19 protein-coding genes are annotated in these 16,649 nt (G+C 70.9%); 1 reads left to right on the top strand and 18 read right to left on the bottom strand.

The features are described from left to right. Positions 1–119: 119 nt before the first annotated feature. The 16 genes from dprA to proS form a co-directional block, all read right to left on the bottom strand. Positions 120–1,259 (bottom strand): DNA-processing protein DprA, encoded by a 1,140-nt coding sequence (gene dprA / locus ABH941_RS21420; protein ID WP_370131013.1) that lies wholly within the window; start codon positions 1,257–1,259, stop codon positions 120–122. Positions 1,260–1,281: 22 nt separating this feature from the next. Further along, positions 1,282–2,889 (bottom strand): YifB family Mg chelatase-like AAA ATPase, encoded by a 1,608-nt coding sequence (locus ABH941_RS21415; protein WP_370131012.1) that lies wholly within the window; start codon positions 2,887–2,889, stop codon positions 1,282–1,284. 1 nt (position 2,890) lies between these two features. After that, entirely contained in the window at positions 2,891–3,262 is a 372-nt protein-coding gene (locus ABH941_RS21410; RefSeq protein WP_370131011.1) for a YraN family protein, read from the bottom strand. Between the two features lie 156 nt (positions 3,263–3,418). After that, complete coding sequence (locus tag ABH941_RS21405; RefSeq protein WP_370131010.1) at positions 3,419–3,745, bottom strand: DUF2469 domain-containing protein; 327 nt, start codon at positions 3,743–3,745, stop codon at positions 3,419–3,421. Between the two features lie 13 nt (positions 3,746–3,758). Next, on the bottom strand, positions 3,759–4,280 hold the full coding sequence (locus tag ABH941_RS21400; protein WP_370131008.1) for an NUDIX hydrolase: 522 nt from the start codon (positions 4,278–4,280) through the stop codon (positions 3,759–3,761). Between the two features lie 14 nt (positions 4,281–4,294). Beyond that, complete coding sequence (lepB, locus tag ABH941_RS21395; RefSeq protein WP_370131007.1) at positions 4,295–5,029, bottom strand: signal peptidase I; 735 nt, start codon at positions 5,027–5,029, stop codon at positions 4,295–4,297. Between the two features lie 134 nt (positions 5,030–5,163). Continuing rightward, positions 5,164–6,090, bottom strand: coding sequence for a signal peptidase I (gene lepB, locus ABH941_RS21390; RefSeq protein ID WP_370131006.1), 927 nt, complete (start codon positions 6,088–6,090; stop codon positions 5,164–5,166). Positions 6,091–6,247: 157 nt separating this feature from the next. After that, on the bottom strand, positions 6,248–7,186 hold the full coding sequence (gene lepB, locus ABH941_RS21385; protein ID WP_370131005.1) for a signal peptidase I: 939 nt from the start codon (positions 7,184–7,186) through the stop codon (positions 6,248–6,250). Next, positions 7,170–7,892: a signal peptidase I gene (lepB, locus tag ABH941_RS21380; protein WP_370131004.1), complete on the bottom strand. Its 723-nt coding sequence runs from the start codon at positions 7,890–7,892 to the stop codon at positions 7,170–7,172. Before lepB (ABH941_RS21380) ends, lepB (ABH941_RS21385) begins: the two co-directional genes overlap by 17 nt. A gap of 38 nt (positions 7,893–7,930) precedes the next feature. Continuing rightward, a complete protein-coding gene (rplS, locus tag ABH941_RS21375; protein ID WP_030263853.1) occupies positions 7,931–8,281 on the bottom strand; it encodes a 50S ribosomal protein L19 in 351 nt (116 codons plus the stop codon). Positions 8,282–8,435: 154 nt separating this feature from the next. After that, on the bottom strand, positions 8,436–9,260 hold the full coding sequence (trmD, locus tag ABH941_RS21370; protein WP_370131003.1) for a tRNA (guanosine(37)-N1)-methyltransferase TrmD: 825 nt from the start codon (positions 9,258–9,260) through the stop codon (positions 8,436–8,438). A 10-nt stretch (positions 9,261–9,270) separates the two neighbouring features. Next, the gene (rimM, locus tag ABH941_RS21365) at positions 9,271–9,828 is read right to left on the bottom strand and encodes a ribosome maturation factor RimM (RefSeq protein WP_370131002.1); all 558 of its coding nucleotides are present in this window, start codon (positions 9,826–9,828) and stop codon (positions 9,271–9,273) included. Between the two features lie 99 nt (positions 9,829–9,927). Next, positions 9,928–10,167, bottom strand: coding sequence for an RNA-binding protein (locus tag ABH941_RS21360; RefSeq protein WP_030263860.1), 240 nt, complete (start codon positions 10,165–10,167; stop codon positions 9,928–9,930). A gap of 2 nt (positions 10,168–10,169) precedes the next feature. Further along, complete coding sequence (rpsP, locus tag ABH941_RS21355; RefSeq protein WP_030263863.1) at positions 10,170–10,613, bottom strand: 30S ribosomal protein S16; 444 nt, start codon at positions 10,611–10,613, stop codon at positions 10,170–10,172. A gap of 198 nt (positions 10,614–10,811) precedes the next feature. Further along, positions 10,812–11,417 (bottom strand): hypothetical protein, encoded by a 606-nt coding sequence (locus ABH941_RS21350; RefSeq protein ID WP_370131001.1) that lies wholly within the window; start codon positions 11,415–11,417, stop codon positions 10,812–10,814. A 261-nt stretch (positions 11,418–11,678) separates the two neighbouring features. Continuing rightward, the gene (gene proS / locus ABH941_RS21345) at positions 11,679–13,091 is read right to left on the bottom strand and encodes a proline--tRNA ligase (RefSeq protein ID WP_370131000.1); all 1,413 of its coding nucleotides are present in this window, start codon (positions 13,089–13,091) and stop codon (positions 11,679–11,681) included. A 240-nt stretch (positions 13,092–13,331) separates the two neighbouring features. Here proS and ABH941_RS21340 point away from each other — a divergent pair, with 240 nt between their 5' ends. Next, the gene (locus ABH941_RS21340) at positions 13,332–14,162 is read left to right on the top strand and encodes a class I SAM-dependent methyltransferase (protein ID WP_134000484.1); all 831 of its coding nucleotides are present in this window, start codon (positions 13,332–13,334) and stop codon (positions 14,160–14,162) included. A 146-nt stretch (positions 14,163–14,308) separates the two neighbouring features. On the opposite strand, the gene ABH941_RS21335 is transcribed toward ABH941_RS21340, so the two are convergent. Both ABH941_RS21335 and ffh read right to left on the bottom strand, forming a co-directional pair. Continuing rightward, entirely contained in the window at positions 14,309–14,827 is a 519-nt protein-coding gene (locus tag ABH941_RS21335; protein ID WP_370130999.1) for a GNAT family N-acetyltransferase, read from the bottom strand. Between the two features lie 93 nt (positions 14,828–14,920). Beyond that, the gene (gene ffh / locus ABH941_RS21330) at positions 14,921–16,462 is read right to left on the bottom strand and encodes a signal recognition particle protein (protein ID WP_370130998.1); all 1,542 of its coding nucleotides are present in this window, start codon (positions 16,460–16,462) and stop codon (positions 14,921–14,923) included. Between the last annotated feature and the right edge of the window lie 187 nt (positions 16,463–16,649).

The following is a 16,649-nucleotide window of genomic DNA, read 5'->3' as shown; positions in this document are numbered from 1 at the left end:
CCCGTTCAGCCGAGCGGTTGTGAGCGTAGCGTGACCGGACGCTCTCTGAGTGCTATCCACAACGGGCACTCGCTCGATCAGGTGGGTCCCAGCTGACATTCAGGAACGCGTCGGGGCGCTCACGCCAGTCGCCAGTGCGAGCCCTGCCGCTCCACCAGGCCCAGCGAGCCGAGCTCGTAGAGCCTGTGCAGCACGGTGTCGGGCGACAGCCCCGCGCCGCGGACCAGTTGCTCCACCGGCGCGCCGGTGGGACCGGCCGGGATCGCCTCCAGGACCAGGAGCGCCTCCCCGCCGATGGTGTCGAGCGGAATCGTCGGCCCCCGGCGCGTCGGGGCCAGGTCGACGCCGATTCCGCCTACCTGCTCGATGACTTCGGCGGCATCGGTCACCAGCGCCGCCCCGGCGCGGACCAGTGCGTGCGCCCCGACCGAGAGCTCCGACGTGACCGGGCCCGGCACCGCCATCACCAGCCGGTTGAGATCGCGGGCGCGGCGCGCGGTGCTCAGGGCGCCGCTGCGCCGGGCCGCCTCCACCACCACCGTGCCGCGGGTCAGCGCGGCGATGACGCGGTTGCGCAGCAGAAAGCGGGGCTTGGTGGGGTGGGCGCCGAGCGGAAGCTCGCTGAGCAGCAGCCCCTGGTCCGCGATCCGGGTCAGCAGCGCGCCGTGGCCACGCGGATAGACCTGGTCCACACCGCAGGCGAGCACGCCGATGGTGATCCCGGTCGCGGCGAGTGCGCCGCGATGGGCCGCCGCGTCGATCCCGTAGGCGCCGCCGGACACGACGACCCAGGCCGCGTCGGCGAGATCGGCGCTGAGCGAGGTGGCCACATGGGTGCCGTAGCCGGTGCACGCCCTGGCCCCGACGACGGCGACCGAGCGCAGGGCGAGCAGCCGCAGCGAGGCGCCCCCGCGTACCCAGAGCGCGATCGGGCGGGCCGGACCGAGGTCGTCCAGCTGGGAGGGCCAGTCCTCGTCCCCCGGGCAGACCAGCCGGGCGCCGAGGTGTCGAGCCCGGTCCAGGTCGGCGGCCGGATCGACGCCGGTCGCACGGGCCTGGTAGCCCTCGCTGCGGCGACCGAGGGAGGCCGGGAGGTCGCGGCCCCGGCTGAGGCGCTCGGCCGTCTCGACCGGCCCGTGCCGCTCCAGCAGCAGGCCGACGGCCTCGTCTCCGGGTTCGACGATGCGGCACAGGGCGGCCCGGGCCAGCCGCTCGGCCTCGGGGACGACGCGGACGTCCGCGCGGGTGTCGGTCAGCACGGCCGGTCTCCGATCCGGTTGGTCAACGGGGCAGGCCGCGGCTGAAGCCGCTGCGCAGGGCGAGGGCGGTACGGACCTCGTCCCGTTCCGGGCGGTCCAGGCCGGCCAGGTCCGCGGCGGTCCAGGCGACCCGCAGCACCCGGTCCAGGCCGCGGGCGGTGAGCAGGCCGCGCTCCATGTCCCGCTCGGCGTCCTTCAGCGCGCCGATTGCGAGCCGCCAGCGGGTGCGCAGCTCATGGCCGGGGACCTCGCCATTGGTGCGCCAGGGCGTGTCCCGGAGCCTGGCCGCGGCGCGGTCCCGGGCCGCGAGCACCCGGGCGGCGACGGTGGCGGTGCTCTCCGCGGTGGTGTCGCGTTCCATGAGCTCGACCCTGGTCACCGCGTCCACCTCGACGCGCAGGTCCACCCGGTCCAGCAGCGGCCCCGACAGTCGCCCCTGGTACCGGCTGACCATGGTGGCGGTGCAGTCGCACCCCTCGCCCCGGCGGGACCAGCGGCCGCACGGGCAGGGGTTGGCCGCCAGCATCAGCAGAAACCGGGCGGGCAGCCGCAGCGACCCCGCCGAGCGCGCCACCACCACCTCGCCGGACTCCAGCGGCTGGCGCAGTGCGTCCAGGACCCGGACCGGAAATTCCGGGGCCTCGTCGAGGAAGAGAACACCGCGGTGGGCCAGCGACACAGCCCCGGGCCGGGGCAGCCCGCTGCCGCCGCCGATGATCGCGGGCATGGTGGTGGAGTGGTGCGGGGCGCAGTAGGGGGCCGCGCTGACCAGCGGCTGTCCGGCCGGGAGCAGGCCCGCGACCGAGTGCACGGCGGTGACCTCCAGTGCCTCCTGCTGGGTGAGTGGCGGCAGGATGCCGGGAAGGCGCTCGGCCAGCATGGTCTTTCCGGCTCCCGGCGGGCCTTTCAAATAGATGTGGTGGCCGCCGGCGGCGGCGATCTCCAGGGCGCGGCGGGCCTCGTACTGTCCGGCGATGTCCGCGAGGTCGCGGTGGTCGGGCTCGTCGGCGGAGCGGCTGCGGACGCCGAGGCCGGGGAGGGACAGCCCGGCCAGGGCGTTGTCCGGGCGCTCGGCGCCGACGACGCCGCTGTCGGAGAGCTCCTCCTCGGCCGGGAGGCGACCGGTGAGCAGGCCGAGCAGCTGGGCCAGGGTGCGGACGCCCAGCACGCTCATCCCGGGGACCAGCGAGGCCTCGGCCGCGGTCTGCATGGGCACCACCACCCGCTCGTATCCGGCGTCGGCGGCGGCGAGGACCGCGGGCAGCACCCCGCGGACCGGGCGGACCCGGCCGTCCAGGCCCAGCTCGCCGATGAGCAGCAGTTTGGCGATGGCGGCGGGGTCGAGCACATCGGCGGCGGCGAGCACGGCGCAGGCGATGGCCAGGTCGAAGCCGCTGCCGCTCTTGGGCACCGAGGCGGGCGAGAGGCCCACGGTGAGCTTGCGCTGGGGCCACTTCTCCCCCGAGTTCACCACCGCCGCCCTGACCCGGTCCTTGGCTTCGCTGAGGGCCTTGTCCGGCAATCCGACGATGGTGAACGCGGCGACGCCGGGCTCCAGGTCGGCCTGGACCTCGACGACGACGCCGTCCACCCCGAGCAGGGCCACCGACCCGGTGTGGGCGAACGTCATCTCAGCCCACCGCCCCGGGGATGTGGTCGACCCGGGCCGCGCCGCGCGGCGTGTGCACCACGCTGACCAGGTCGATCCGCACCCCGCCCGGGGGCGTCGGGGCCTTCCAGCGCTCGGCCAGCCAGCGTTCCGCGAGCAGGAGCAGCCGGTTCGCCTTGGTCTGGTCGACCGCCTCGGCCGGGCTCTGGAAGCCGCGCTCGCTGCGGGTCTTGACCTCGCAGACGGCGAGGGTGTCGCCGTCCATGGCGACGATGTCCAGCTCGCCCTCGCGGCAGCGCCAGTTGCGGTCCAGCACGGTGAGCCCGGCAGCGGCGAGGGCGCGCGCTGCGGCGTTCTCGCCGTAGCGGCCCAGGGCCTGTGTGCGTGCGGTCATCACGATCACCTCCGCTCGGCAATCTGCCGGTTCCGGGGGCGCCGGGCCAGGGGCGGTCCTCAGCCTGGGGACAACTCGGGGGGTGTGAAAAACTCCGCCGCCCGGAAGGGTGAACCGGGCGGCGGAGCATTGACGAAAGACGGGACGGACCGACCCTCAGGGGCCGAAACCGGACTCGTCGGAGGGGAGTTCCAGATCGCTCTTGGCCAGCTCCTCGACATTCACGTCCTTGAAGGTCAGCACCCTGACCTTGCGGACGAAGCGGGCCGGTCGGTACATGTCCCAGACCCAGGCGTCAGCCATGGACACCTCGAAGAACACCTCGCCCTGATCCGAGCGAACATTCAGCTCGTAGTCATTGGTGAGGTAGAAGCGCCGCTCGGTCTCGATCACGAACTTGAACAGCCCGACGACATCGCGGTACTCCCGGTAGAGCTTGAGCTCCATCTCGGTTTCGTACTTCTCGAGGTCCTCGGCACTCATCCCCACGTTCCCCTCAGCTGTGCGTACGTTCGTCCATTGTGGACCACGGGGTGGGACCCGGGAGCCGGACCGGGCGGTCCGACGGCCCGGCGGCGAGCAGTGAGGCCAGCAGCGGCCCCAGGCCCTCCGGGTAGACGGTCTCGGTGGTGGCCAGCAGTTCCGGCAGCGACCACCACCGCAGTTCGTCCACGGTGCGCAGCTCCAGCTCGGTCTGGCCCGAGGCGTCCAGCGCCGTGGTGCCGGTCCTGGCCAGGTAGTACCACTCGTCCTGGTCGAAGCTGCGCCCGTCGAAGCTGAAGGCGCTGGAACGCCGGGCCACCAGCGGTCCCAGCGCGATGTCGGTGATCCCGGTCTCCTCGGCGACCTCGCGCCGGGCGGTGTCGGTCAGGTCCTCCTCGCCCTCCACTCCGCCACCGGGGGTGAACCACCAGGTGCGCCCCGGCACCAGCGGGTCGAAGCCGTGCAGCAGCAGGATCCTTTCCGCAGGGTCCAGCAGCAACACCCGGGCCGCCCTGCGGCGCGGCACCTCCACCATCTGCCTCCTCACGGTCAGGAGCTGCGGGCCCGCTGGGAAGATCGGCGTCGCAGCTGTCCCACGACGGTACCCGCCGCCGCGCTCAACAACACCAGCGCGGCACCGCCGACGACCGTCCACTCCAGCGCGGCCAACGGGCCGTGCGCGGTGGCCCGGGGTCCCGGCAGCGCGTCGAAAGCGGTGGTGCGGCTTATGCTCCTGGCCGTCGACAGCGGCCAGACCGTGCCCTCGACCCTGGCCTTGACCTCGGATTCGGGGATGGTCCCCTCGGTGATCTCCAGATGGGAGCGCGAGTCCAGGGAGACCGAGCGGTTGTCCCCCATCAGGAACAGCCGGCCGGCCGGGACCTTGGCGCTGAACACCTTGTCCCCAAGCAGCACCGCACTCGTGCTGGAGGTGTTGACGTAGGACTCGCTGACCGGCTGCCCGTTGACCGTGGTGCGGCCCGCGGAGTCGCAGCAGGCGACGGTGTCGCCGCCGACGCCGATCACCCGCTTGACCATCGCCGAGGTCCCCCAGAGCGGGTCGCTGAAGACGATGACGTCGCCGCGCCCGATCTGGCTGCCCTTGACCGGGTGCGCCAGCACGGTGTCGCCGGGCTGCACCGTCGGCGCCATCGAGTCCGTGGGCACCGAGTAGGGCCGGTACTGGACCGCCAGCAGCACGAACCCACCGATCAGCCCGAGCAGGCCGACGGTGATGCCGATGCCCTGCAGCACCCCCTCGACCCGCAGCCGCCGTACCGCCATGTCGCCGCTCCCCAGCCTTGTTGCCCGAACCACCCGTACCAGACGTACAAGCGGAAGGCCGCAGGACGTCCCAGCAGATTACTGGTCGGTACCGCGGCCTTCGCAAGGGCTGCCGGCGATCAGTCCGGTGTGAGTCAGTCCTGTGTACGGCGCCGGCGCAGTCGGATCCGGCGCTGGAGGTAGGTCAGCGGGACGGCGCCGATCAGTCCGGCCAGAGCCGGCTCGTTCACCAGCAGGGCGCCGGCCTGGGTGCTGATGCCGGACTGGGTGAAGGTCGACGGGATGGGCAGGGTCGCCCAGTGCGAGATCGGCCAGGCGATGGTGAAGGCACGGCCGACGACGTCGGAGTCGGGCACCGAGCCGCCACCGGGCTCGTCCATGTGGTACCGGGAGTCCAGCGAGTCGTTGCGGTGGTCGCCCATCACCCAGATCGAGTCGGCGGGCACCTTCAGCGGGCCGAAGTTCTTGTCGCCGCAGGCGGTGGCGCCGGGGTAGATGTAGGGCTCGTCGAGCGGCTTGCCGTTGACGTACACCGGGCCGGTGCCCTTGCAGCTGACGGTGTCTCCGCCGACCGCGATGACCCGCTTGATCAGGTCCTTCTCATTGGCGGACGGCATCAGGCCGATCCAGCTGAAGACGTCCTGGACACCGCGGATCAGCGAGTTGCCGCTCTGCTGCTGGGTCGGCTCGTCAGAGAGCCAGTTGCCCGGGTCGTGGAAGACGACGACCTCTCCGCGCGAGGGCTTGCTGCCGAAGTGCGGGGTGAGTTTGTCCACCAGCACCCGGTCGTTGATCCGCAGCGTGTTCTCCATGGATCCCGACGGAATGGAGAAGGCCTGGACCAGGAAGGTCTTGATGAGCAGCGCCAGGACCAGCGCCACCACGACGAGAATCGGCAGCTCCTTCCAGAAGGAGCGCTGCTTCTTCTGCTTTCCCGCCTTGAGCGGTCCTGGCTCCCGTCCTGTATCGCTGTCCAACAGATCGTCCGCGCCGTCCCCGTGAGGGTCCGCCGCTCCTGCGGTCTGATCGCTGCCCGCGTCTCCACGTCCGGTGTCGTCCACGGACCCAACGGTAGTGGCCGCTGATTCCTTGGGCTCGCCGACACCCGCGCGGGCACCGATCCCTAGCGGTCCTTCGGGCAAGACCGGCTCCCCCACGTCGTCTCCTCATGTCACCGGGCGGGCGGTCGTGCCCACGCGTATCGCTGAACCGAACCCGTCACCGCTCGGGCCGGGTGCGGCCGCGGCGGCGCCCCGGAAAGCGGGGCACAGTCGCAGCCAAACCCATAACGAGCGGAAGTTCCCCGAGAAGCGGTCCGGACACTGCTGCGGACGATACTTGACGAAGACTTTGACCGGACCCGGGGGCGGCCGCGGTCGTGGACGTCACCGGCAGCGACTGCACCGGCAGGGTCCGCCAGTGCGAGACCGGCCAGATCACCGCGACGGCGCGGCCCACCACGTCCGACTCCGGGACGAAGCCTCCGCCGGGATCGGTCATGTGAAACCGCGAGTCCGCCGAGATGTCCCGGTGGTCGCCCATCACCCAGAGCTTCCCGGCCGGGACGGTCACCTTGAAGGTGATCCGGGAGGGGACGTTGCCGGCGAAGATGTAGGGCTCGTTCAGCGCGGTGCCGTTCACGGTCACCCGCCCCTTGGTGTCGCAGCAGGCGACGGTGTCGCCGGGTACGCCGATGACCCGCTTGATCAGATCCCGGTCCGAGGGCAGCAGGCCCACGAAGGTGAACACGTTCTTCACCGCGGTCAGCACCGGGCCGCTCTTGGGCACCGGGTCGTCCTTCAGCCAGTTGTTCGGGTCCTTGAAGACCACCACCTCGCCGCGCTGGGGCTTGGCCCCGAACCAGGGCGAGAGCTTGTTGACGACCACCCGGTCGCCGATCCCGATGGTGGTCTGCATCGATCCGGAGGGGATCGAGAACACCTGGACGAAGAAGGTCTGCAGGCCCAGGGTTATCACCAGGGCGACGACGATGATCAGGGGTATCTCGCGCAGCAGCGAGCGCTTGCGGCGGCGCTTGGCGCGTTTGGCGGCGCGACGGCGCTCGGCCCGCCCCCGGCCCGCACGACTGCTGCCGGCGACGCCGACGACCGGAGCCGGCTCCAGCCTCGCCGGCCTGTTCTTACCCCTGCTGCCCATGACCGGCGCCCTTCCGCAATTCCGACGCCAGCGCTGTGAACGCCGCGGGACGGTCCACCGCACGCCAGTGTCCGACGGGGAAGACTACCCAGTCGACCCGCCCAATCACTTTGTCGACAGGAACGAATCCGCCGCCGGGGTCCCCGAGGTGGTCGCGCGAGTCACTGGAATCGGAGCGGTGGTCGCCCAGCACGAACAGCCGCCCGGCCGGCACCTTGATCGAGAACGGCACCTGTGAGGGAGCGTCACCCGGGTAGAGGTACCCGCTCTCGTCCAGCGGCACCCCGTCGACGCTCAGCCGTCCCCTGCTGTCGCAGCAGATCACCGTGTCGCCGGCGACGCCGATCACCCGCTTCACGAAGTCGTTGCCGTTGGCGTCGCCGCCGACCGCGGCTCCATCGTCGACGAAGGAGCCGCGGCCGTCGAAGACCACCACGTCACCGCGCTGGGGGCTGCCGAAGCGGTACACCGCCTTGTCGACCACCACCCGGTCGCCGACCCGCAGGGTGCCCTCCATGGAGCCGCTGGGAATCCCGAACGGCGTGGCCACGAACATGTTCACCAGGAACAGCACCACGGCGCAGACCACGGCCAGCAGGGCGGCGTCCCGCAGCACTCCGCGCACAGCAGAGGACCGCGGCCGGGCCTCCGAACCATCAGGGTCGGAGGCGCAGTCGCGGTCCTCGGGTGCTTCTTGGGTCTCCATCGCCGTAGCAGCCTAGGGCACCACGGTATGAGGGAGACTCAGCGGTCGCGCTTCTCCTTGATCTTCGCGGCCTTGCCGCGCAGGTCACGGAGGTAGTACAGCTTGGCGCGACGGACCGCGCCGCGGGTCACGACCTCGATCTTCTCGACGATCGGGGTGTGCACCGGGAAGGTGCGCTCCACGCCGACGTTGAAGCTGACCTTGCGGACCGTGAAGGTCTCGCGGATGCCGTCGCCCTGGCGGCGGATGACGACGCCCTTGAACTGCTGGACACGGGAGCGGTTGCCCTCGATGACGCGGACGTGCACGTTGACGGTGTCACCGGCGCGGAACGCGGGGATGTCGGTACGCAGCGAAGCCGCGTCGACAGCGGTGAGCAGGTTGCTCATGATGTGTCTCCATCGCAGGCGCCACGGGCCACCCACGGAAATCGTGTGGAAAGGTTGTGCTGTGTGCCGCTCGGTTGGCGGTGTCTCCCCCGTGGCAGGGGCACCGGGCCGACCGCTACAACTGGCGGGTCGGCCGAGGACAGGCAGCAATTGCCTATTGTTCCACACTGTCGGGGGTGCGGAGAAATCGGCCGTCGGCCTCGCTCCAGCGCAGCCCCATCGCCTCCAGCGCCCGCAGGTCGTGCTTGTCCATGTCGCCGCGCTCCCAGCGTTCCACCAGGTCCGGACGCATGGCCAGGGTGCGGGCGAAGGCCTGCTCCCGGCGCCATCGGGCGATCTTCCCGTGGTTGCCGCTGAGCAGCACCTCGGGGACCGCGCGGCCGCGCCACTCGGCGGGCTTGGTGTACACCGGACCCTCCAGCAGGTCGGTCATCCGCCCCGGCGCGAAGGAGTCGTCCTGGTGCGACTCGGCATTGCCGAGGACGCCGGGCAACAGTCGGGCCACCGCCTCGACGATCACCAGCACCGCGACCTCGCCGCCGGCCAGCACATAGTCGCCGATGGAGACCTCGACCACCGGCATGGTCTCGGCGGCGGCCTCGACCACCCGGCGGTCGATGCCCTCGTAGCGGGCCGGGGCGAAGGCCAGCCAGGGGCGTCCGGCCAGGTCCTGGGCCAGCTCCTGGGTGAAGGGCCGGCCGCTGGGGGTGGGCACCACCAGCGTCGGCGCCGGACCGTCCTCGGGACGGGCCGAGGCGACCACGCCCTCCAGCGCGGCGGCCCAGGGCTCGGGTTTCATCACCATGCCGGGGCCGCCCCCGTACGGTGAGTCGTCCACGGTGCGGTGCACATCGCTGGTGTGCTCGCGCAGTTCGTGCAGCCGGACGTCCAGTTGGCCGCGGGCGCGGGCCTTGCCGACCAGGGAGACGTTCAGCGGTTCGAGGTACTCGGGGAAGATCGTGACGACGTCGATGCGCACGGCGGTCGCCCTACTCGGAGGCTTCGGCGTCGTCGCGGGCGGTGGCGACCTCGGCCTCGTCCGTGTTGATCAGGCCCGGGGGCGGGGTCAGCACGATGCGCCGCCGCTCCATGTCGATCTCGGGGACGATCTCGGTGACGAAGGGCACCAGCACCTCGGAGCCGTCCGGGCGCTTGACGGTCAGCAGCTCCTGCGAGGGCAGGTGCGCGATCTCGGTGAGTTCGCCGACCGGGGTGCCGTCGGCGAGGACCACGGCCAGGCCGATCAGCTGGTGGTCGTAGTACTCGTCCGGGTCCTCCGGCCGCTCCTCGGGGTCGATCTCGGCGATCAGCATGGTGCCGCGCAGGGCCTCGGCGCCGTTGCGGTCGTCGACCCCCTTGAAGTGGAGCAGCAGCCGTCCGCTGTGCACCCGCCCGTCGGCGACGGTGAGCGGTCCGGCCGAGGCCGGCTCGGTCAGCAGCACAGCGCCGGGGGCGAGCCGCAGTTCGGGCTCGTCGGTGCGCACCTCCACCGTTACCTGGCCCTTGATGCCATGGGCGCGGCCGATCCGGCCGACGACGAGCTGCACGGTGATCGTTCTCCTGAGTACGGGCGGAAGAAAAGAAGGGGAAAAGCCTCGGGGCCGGTCAGGACGATGTCCTGACCGGCCCCGAGTGGTGCCCTGTGCCTATCGCACGCCGTCGACGTCGACCAGGTCGACGCGGACGCTGCGACCGCCGAGGGCGGTGACCACGGTGCGCAGAGCACGCGCGGTACGGCCGCCCCGGCCGATGACCTTGCCGAGGTCCTCGGGGTGCACCCGCACCTCGAGGATGCGGCCCCGGCGCAGTTCTCGCGAACGCACCTGGACCTCGTCCGGATTCTCGACGATGCCCTTCACCAGGTGCTCGAGGGCTTCCTCGAGCATGATCAGGACTCGGTGGCCGGAGCAGCGTCGGACTCGGCGGCGGCCTCGTCCTTCTTGTCCGACTTCTTGGCCTTCGGGGTGATGGCCACACCGGTGGTGGAGTCCTCGAAGCCGGCGACAGCCTTCGCGAACAGGTGCGAGAAGTCGGTGACCTTGGGCTCGGCGACCTTGAGCGGCGCCGGGGCCGGCAGGCCCTTGAACTGCTGCCAGTCACCGGTCAGCTTGAGGATCGCGAGGACGGCCTCGGTCGGCTGCGCGCCGACACCCAGCCAGTACTGCGCGCGCTCGCTGTCGACCTTGATGATCGAGGGGTCGTAGGTCGGCTGGTAGATGCCGATCTCCTCGATCGCGCGACCGTCACGCTTGGTGCGGGCGTCGGCGACGACGATGCGGTAGTGCGGGGAGCGAATCTTACCGAGACGCTTCAGCTTGATCTTGACTGCCACGGGAGTGGTTCTCCTGGATTTGACGTGGGTGAGCAGCCGCGCATTCCACGTGGGGTTGCGGCTGCAGGCTGCTCGACGGACACGTCAGCCGGAGGAGAGAGGGGTCCTGCTCGGCTGCCGAGTACTCAGCTGTCCATTGTGCCATAGCGCGGCGGACCGGCTTACCGCCGGTACCGCCCGCAGCTACTTCCGGAAGCCTCAGCCCCGGGGTGTGACCTCGGCGATCCGGAACGGCTGGCCGCAGGCTCCGCAGACGATCGCGGCCTGGGACAGCACCGACGGCACCACCCGGACGTTGCGCCCGCAGTCGCAGACCGCCTTCACCCGCACACCGCCCCCGGAGGAGCCGTGCCTGGTGGCGGGGCCGCGGAAGTTGCGGGCCCGGTCCAGCACCGGACCGCTGGTCGCGGCGGCGTGCGCGCCCAGGGCGAGCTGCAGCCGCTCGATGGTGCCGGAGTACAGCTCACGCGTCTCCGGCCGCATCGTGACCAGGGAGAACCCGCTGCTGGGATGGGGGTCCGCCGAGTGGTCCAGGCCGAGCTCGTCGGCGAGGGCCAGGAATCGGCGGTTGTGGTAGCGCCCTGCCCGCGAGGTGTCGCGGATGCCGCGCGCGGCGGCCAGGCCGTGGGCGGCCTCGTGGAGCAGTCGCTCAAAGCCCAGTTCAGTGCCGCAAGCCGAAGAGGATTCGCCGATCAGCGATTCCGGGGCTGCGAGGCTGGGCAGGTCGGAGTGGTGGCGCTGGATGTCGCCCCAGGCGAGGGCCAGCTCGGCCGCGAGGACCAGTGGTTGTTGTGTCGTGCTCACGCTACGCCAACGAGGGAGCACCCCGCGATGTTCCGGTGAATGCGCATTGTCCTGGACACGCTTGGGTCACTGGCCTGGGAGCGCTCCCCGAGCAATCCGCAGCGGAACCCTGACGGTCAGTCATCTTGCTGGTCAGGTAGGCAACTTGAACGCGGACATGCAGAAGTGAGTGACCGGTCCGCCACTTCGCGGGGAAGCGGCGGACCGGTTGGACTACGTAAATCGGCTTGCCGAAGTCTCAGCAGGCGAGACGAATCGCCCTCAGTAGGCGCGGGCCACGATGGCGACATTGCCCGGCTGGTCGTCCGCGGCCGGCACCGAACCGTCCTCGGCGACGATGCAGCGGACCGACACGCCCTGCTCGGCCAGCTTGCGCTCGCCCTCGGGGCCGAGCTCGGCCCAGGAGATCCGGCCCCAGCCGGTGGCCGCCGCTTCGGCGGCCTCCTCGATGCTCTTCACCTCGACCGTGCGCGACTCCCGGCGCTCGCGGGACTGGCGCAGCAGCAGCGCCTGGTCCTCCTCCAGGATGCCGGGGACCAGCGCCGACAGGGCGTCCACCGAGACCGGCTCCTTGCCGCCGGCGATGCGGCGGGCCAGCATGGCCGTCCCGTTCTCCAGGTCGCGCGGGCCGACCTCGATGCGGACCGGGACGCCCTTGAGCTCCCAGTCCACGGCGCGGCGGCCGAAGGGGGTGTCGGTGCGGTCGTCCACGACCACGCGGACCCCGGCGGCCTCCAGCGCCGAGCCGATCTCGCGGACCTTGGCGATGACCGCGTCGTCACCCTTGATCGCCAGCACGACCACCTGGGTGGCCGCCAGTCGCGGCGGGACCCGCAGGCCGTTGTCGTCGCCGTGGGACATGATCAGGCCGCCGACCATCCGGGTCGAGGTGCCCCAGGAGGTCTGCCAGACGTACTCCCGCTCCGAGCCGTTGGAGAGGTACTGGGTGTTGAACGCCTTGGCGAAGTTCTGGCCCAGCTCATGGCTGGTACCCATCTGCAGCGCCTTGCCGTCGCCCATCATCGACTCAAGGGTGAGGGTGTTGATCGCGCCGGCGAAGCGCTCCTTGGCGGTCTTGCGGCCCAGCACCACGTCGATGCCGAGGACGTTGGTCATGAAGTCGCCGTAGACCTCGGTGTGGATGTGCGAGGCGTAGGCGCGGGCGTCCTCGTAGGTGGCGTGGGCGGTGTGGCCCTCCTGCCAGAGGAACTCGGTGGTGCGCAGGAAGATGCGGGGGCGCAGCTCCCAGCGGACGACGTTGGCCCACTGGTTGATCAGCAGCGGGAGGTCGCGGTGGCTCTGCACCCACTTCGAGAAGTACTCGTTGATGATCGTCTCGGAGGTGGGCCGGACCACGACCGGCTCGTCGAGCTCCTTGCCGCCGCCGTGGGTGACCACGGCGAGCTCGGGCGCGAAGCCCTCGACGTGGTCGGCCTCGCGGGTGAGGTAGGACTGCGGGATGAACATCGGGAAGTAGGCGTTCTGCGCGCCCGCCTTCTTGATGCGCGCGTCCATCTCCTGCTGCATCCGCTCCCACAGCGCGTAGCCGTACGGTCGGATGACCATGGTGCCGCGCACCGGACCGTTGTCGGCCAGCTCGGCCTTGTTGATCAGATCCTGGTACCAGCGGGGAAAATCGTCCGCCTGGGGGGTGAGAACGGGAGCCTTTGCCATGGGCGAATCGTACGGGGCGCACGGGCTCGACCCGTAATCCCGTCATCGCCTGAGGGTAAGTGCCGGAATCTTGGAGTCAATACCCGCGTGCTCTGGACTCCGGGGCGTCGGCGGAGTTGGCTGTAGTCAGTCGGAGACTCTGTGTGATCATGACGGCGTGATCATGACCACTCCCCGGCGAGACCAAGCGCGGGGCGACCCTCACGCCTCGCGGCAGGCCCGATCGAAGGAGCCTGAATGATGGCTTCCGTATCAGTGGCGAGTGGCGTGGCGAACGGCTCGGTGCCCGAGCGCACCCGGGCGCGTCAGCGGGCGCGGGACTGGGCGGAGATCCAGGAACGCATGCTCGTACCGCTGTACGAGGCGGTGTACGAGCGGCTGGAAGTGGGTCCCGCGACCAGCGTGCTCGGGCTCGGCTGCCGCTCGGGGCTGGCGTTGCTGCTGGCCGCCGGGCGGGGGGCCGAGGTCGTCGGCCTGGAACCGGAGGCCGAGTTGCGGTCGCTGGCCCAGGACCGTTCGCTGCGGGTGATGAGCGATGTCTACCGGGAGCTCGCCCCGGAGGGCGGCCTCGGGGCGAAGCCCCCGGCGCACTCCCTGGTGACGGCCTTCGAGCACCTCTCCTGCACGGCCGATCCGCTGGCCCTGGTCCGTGACGCGGCCCGGCTCACCCTGCCCGGGGGGCATGTGGCACTGGCCACCTGGGGTCCGCCGGAGCGGTGCGAGAGCGCGGGGGTCCTGCGGGTGGCCCGGCGGCTGGCCGATCCGCTGCGGCGGGCGCCGTACGCGCCGTTCGCGCTCAGCGAGCCGGGCGCGGTGGAGCGGATGGTCGCGCGGGCCGGGTTGCGCCTGGGCGGCGGCGGGCGGGTGCTGTGCCCGTTCGCGTATCCGGACCTGGAGAGCGCGGTGCGGGGGCTGCTGTCGATGGGTGTGTTCGACGCGGCGGCGGAGTACTCCGGGCTGCGGCAGGTGGAGAAGGAGGTGACGGAGGCGCTGCATCCGTATCGGCGGGGGGACGGGTCGGTGCGGATGTTGAACGTTTTTCGGTACACGTTGGCGGAGCGGGTGCGGTAGCCACTCGGGGGCGGTGCGTCGGAGCGTGCGGGTAGTGCGTGGCTGGTCGCGCAGTTCCTCGCGCCCCTGATACCCGCTACGCGGGTTCGGGGAGGCGGGGGATGGTATCCGGTGGGCCACCACCGCTCACGCCCGCTGATCCCCCGTCAGATACCGGGCCACTCCTCGGCGGTCAACGCGAAGCGCTCGTGGTCGCGCCAGGCGTCCTGGAGGAAGAGCATCCGCGGGGTGTAGCCCTCGTGGCGGAAGCCGAGGCGCTTGGCCATCCGGATCGAGGGCTCGTTCTCGGGCTGGACGTTGATCTCCAGCCGGTGCAGGCCCAGCCCGCCGGCGTTCTCCGGGGCGAAGCAGCGGTCCACCACCAGCCGCATCCCCTCGGTGGTCCGGCCGCTGCCGTTGTAGGGGAGATAGGCGTTGTAGCCGAGGCTCGCGTTGCAGAAGCGGCCCTTGACGATGTTGGCGACATTGCAGCTGCCGGCCAGACCGCCGTCCTCGGTGTCGAAGAAGAGGAAGGTACGGAGCGTCTCCCCCTGACGGCGCACCAGGTCCACCAGGCCGTCCGGCTCGACCGGGTTCCACCGGCCGACGTGCTCGGCGGAGCGGCGGACGGCCGCGGCGTAGACGGCCGCGTCGGACAGTTTCGGGGGACGGATCGCAACTCGCATAGCCGCATTATCGTTGATCCACACGCGACGGTTGCGCCCTTTTCCGCCGATGCGGAGCTGTCACAGGGGGCCGGGTCACCGGCCCCCTGGTGGCTACTGCGGCGGCAGGAGGTCCTTGAACTCCTTCGGGAGTTCGAAGTTCTGCGGGCTCGCATCGATCCCGAACGCGTCGCCTGCCTCGCGGCGCTCGAGAGCGGCCTTCTGGTCCGCCGCTCGCTTCAGCGGGTTGCCGGACTGGCGCTTCCCCTTGGCCTGCTTCTGCTGCTTGGCCTTGCGGGCACCACCGCCGCCCATGCCGGGCATGCCCGGCATCCCGGGGATGCCCTTGCCGCCGGCCATCGCCGACATCATCTTGCGGGCCTCGAAGAAACGCTCCACCAGGCTGCTGACCTCGGAGACATGCACTCCGGAGCCCTTGGCGATACGGGCCCGGCGGGAGCCGTTGATCACCTTGGGGTCGTCCCGCTCGGCCGGGGTCATCGACTTGATGATCGCACCGACCCGGGCCACGTCCCGGTCGTCGATGTTGGCGATCTGCTCGCGCATCTGCCCCATGCCGGGCATCATCCCGAGCAGCTTGGACAGCGAGCCCATCTTGGAGACCTGCTCCAGCTGGGAGAGGAAGTCGCCGAGGCCGAACTCCTTGCCGCCCTTGCTGGCCAGCTTGGAGGCCATCTTGGCGGCCTCGTCCTGGCTGAAGGTCTTCTCGGCGGTCTCGATCAGGCTGAGGATGTCGCCCATGCCGAGGATGCGCGAGGCCATCCGGTCGGGGTGGAAGGCGTCGAAGTCGGTCAGCTTCTCGCCGTTGGAGGCGAACATGATCTGACGACCGGTGAGGTGCGCCACCGACAGCGCCGCGCCGCCCCGGGCGTCGCCGTCCAGCTTGGAGAGCACCACGCCGGTGAAGTCGACGCCCTCGAGGAAGGCCTGGGCGGTGGTGACCGCGTCCTGGCCGATCATGGCGTCGACGACGAAGAGGACCTCGTCCGGGTTGACCGCGGCGCGGATGTCCGCGGCCTGCTGCATCAGCTCGGCGTCGATGCCCAGGCGGCCGGCGGTGTCGACGACGACCACGTCGTACTGCTTCTGCTTGGCGTACTCGATGGAGTCCTTGGCGACCTTGACCGGGTCGCCGACGCCGTTGCCCGGCTCGGGTGCGTAGATCGCGACGCCGGCCCGCTCGGCGACCACGCTCAGCTGGGTGACCGCGTTCGGGCGCTGCAGGTCGCAGGCGACCAGCAGCGGGGTGTGCTTCTGCTCCTTGAGCCAGTAGCCCAGCTTTCCGGCCAGGGTGGTCTTACCGGCGCCCTGGAGACCCGCGAGCATGATCACGGTCGGGCCGGTCTTGGCGTAGCGCAGCCGACGGGTCTCACCGCCGAGGATGTTGACCAGCTCATCGTTGACGATCTTGATGACCTGCTGGGCCGGATTCAGCGCACCGGAGACCTCGGCGCCGAGGGCTCGCTCCTTGACCTGCTTGATGAACGCGCGCACCGCGGGCAGCGCGACGTCCGCCTCCAGCAGAGCGATGCGGATCTCACGGCAGGTGGCGTCGATGTCCGCCTCGGACAGTCGTCCCTTGCCGCGGAGGTTCTTGAACGTCGCTGCGAGGCGGTCGGAAAGGGTGTCGAACACGTCGGTCGCGGGTCCTCGTGGCTCGGGAACGGATGGAGTCGTCGCCCCCAGGGTATCCGCCCGCGCGCACTCCTCGGCCTCGGCCGACGGGATCCGATCCGCAGCGGCCGGCGGTCTCGGGTCTTCGGGGGGATACGGGGGATCATCCGATGGGCTGACAGCGGCGCGTCCAGCCTCCGCCGCCGCC

It is taken from the genome of Streptacidiphilus sp. EB103A, from assembly GCF_041261405.1.
Lineage (GTDB): Bacteria > Actinomycetota > Actinomycetes > Streptomycetales > Streptomycetaceae > Streptacidiphilus.
The sequence above is the reverse complement of the archived record's forward strand: the minus strand, read 5'-3'. Positions and strand labels throughout refer to the sequence as shown.

Coding starts and splice junctions, on each gene's coding strand:
- lepB (WP_370131004.1), bottom strand. CDS start 7,892: ATGGAGACCCAAGAAGCACCCGAGGACCGCGACTGCGCCTCCGACCCT.
- lepB (WP_370131007.1), bottom strand. CDS start 5,029: ATGGCGGTACGGCGGCTGCGGGTCGAGGGGGTGCTGCAGGGCATCGGC.
- ABH941_RS21335 (WP_370130999.1), bottom strand. CDS start 14,827: ATGCGAGTTGCGATCCGTCCCCCGAAACTGTCCGACGCGGCCGTCTAC.
- ABH941_RS21360 (WP_030263860.1), bottom strand. CDS start 10,167: ATGCTCGAGGAAGCCCTCGAGCACCTGGTGAAGGGCATCGTCGAGAAT.
- rplS (WP_030263853.1), bottom strand. CDS start 8,281: ATGAGCAACCTGCTCACCGCTGTCGACGCGGCTTCGCTGCGTACCGAC.
- ABH941_RS21415 (WP_370131012.1), bottom strand. CDS start 2,889: ATGACGTTCGCCCACACCGGGTCGGTGGCCCTGCTCGGGGTGGACGGC.
- ABH941_RS21340 (WP_134000484.1), top strand. CDS start 13,332: ATGGCTTCCGTATCAGTGGCGAGTGGCGTGGCGAACGGCTCGGTGCCC.
- ABH941_RS21410 (WP_370131011.1), bottom strand. CDS start 3,262: ATGACCGCACGCACACAGGCCCTGGGCCGCTACGGCGAGAACGCCGCA.
- ABH941_RS21405 (WP_370131010.1), bottom strand. CDS start 3,745: ATGAGTGCCGAGGACCTCGAGAAGTACGAAACCGAGATGGAGCTCAAG.
- lepB (WP_370131005.1), bottom strand. CDS start 7,186: ATGGGCAGCAGGGGTAAGAACAGGCCGGCGAGGCTGGAGCCGGCTCCG.
- ABH941_RS21400 (WP_370131008.1), bottom strand. CDS start 4,280: ATGGTGGAGGTGCCGCGCCGCAGGGCGGCCCGGGTGTTGCTGCTGGAC.
- proS (WP_370131000.1), bottom strand. CDS start 13,091: ATGGCAAAGGCTCCCGTTCTCACCCCCCAGGCGGACGATTTTCCCCGC.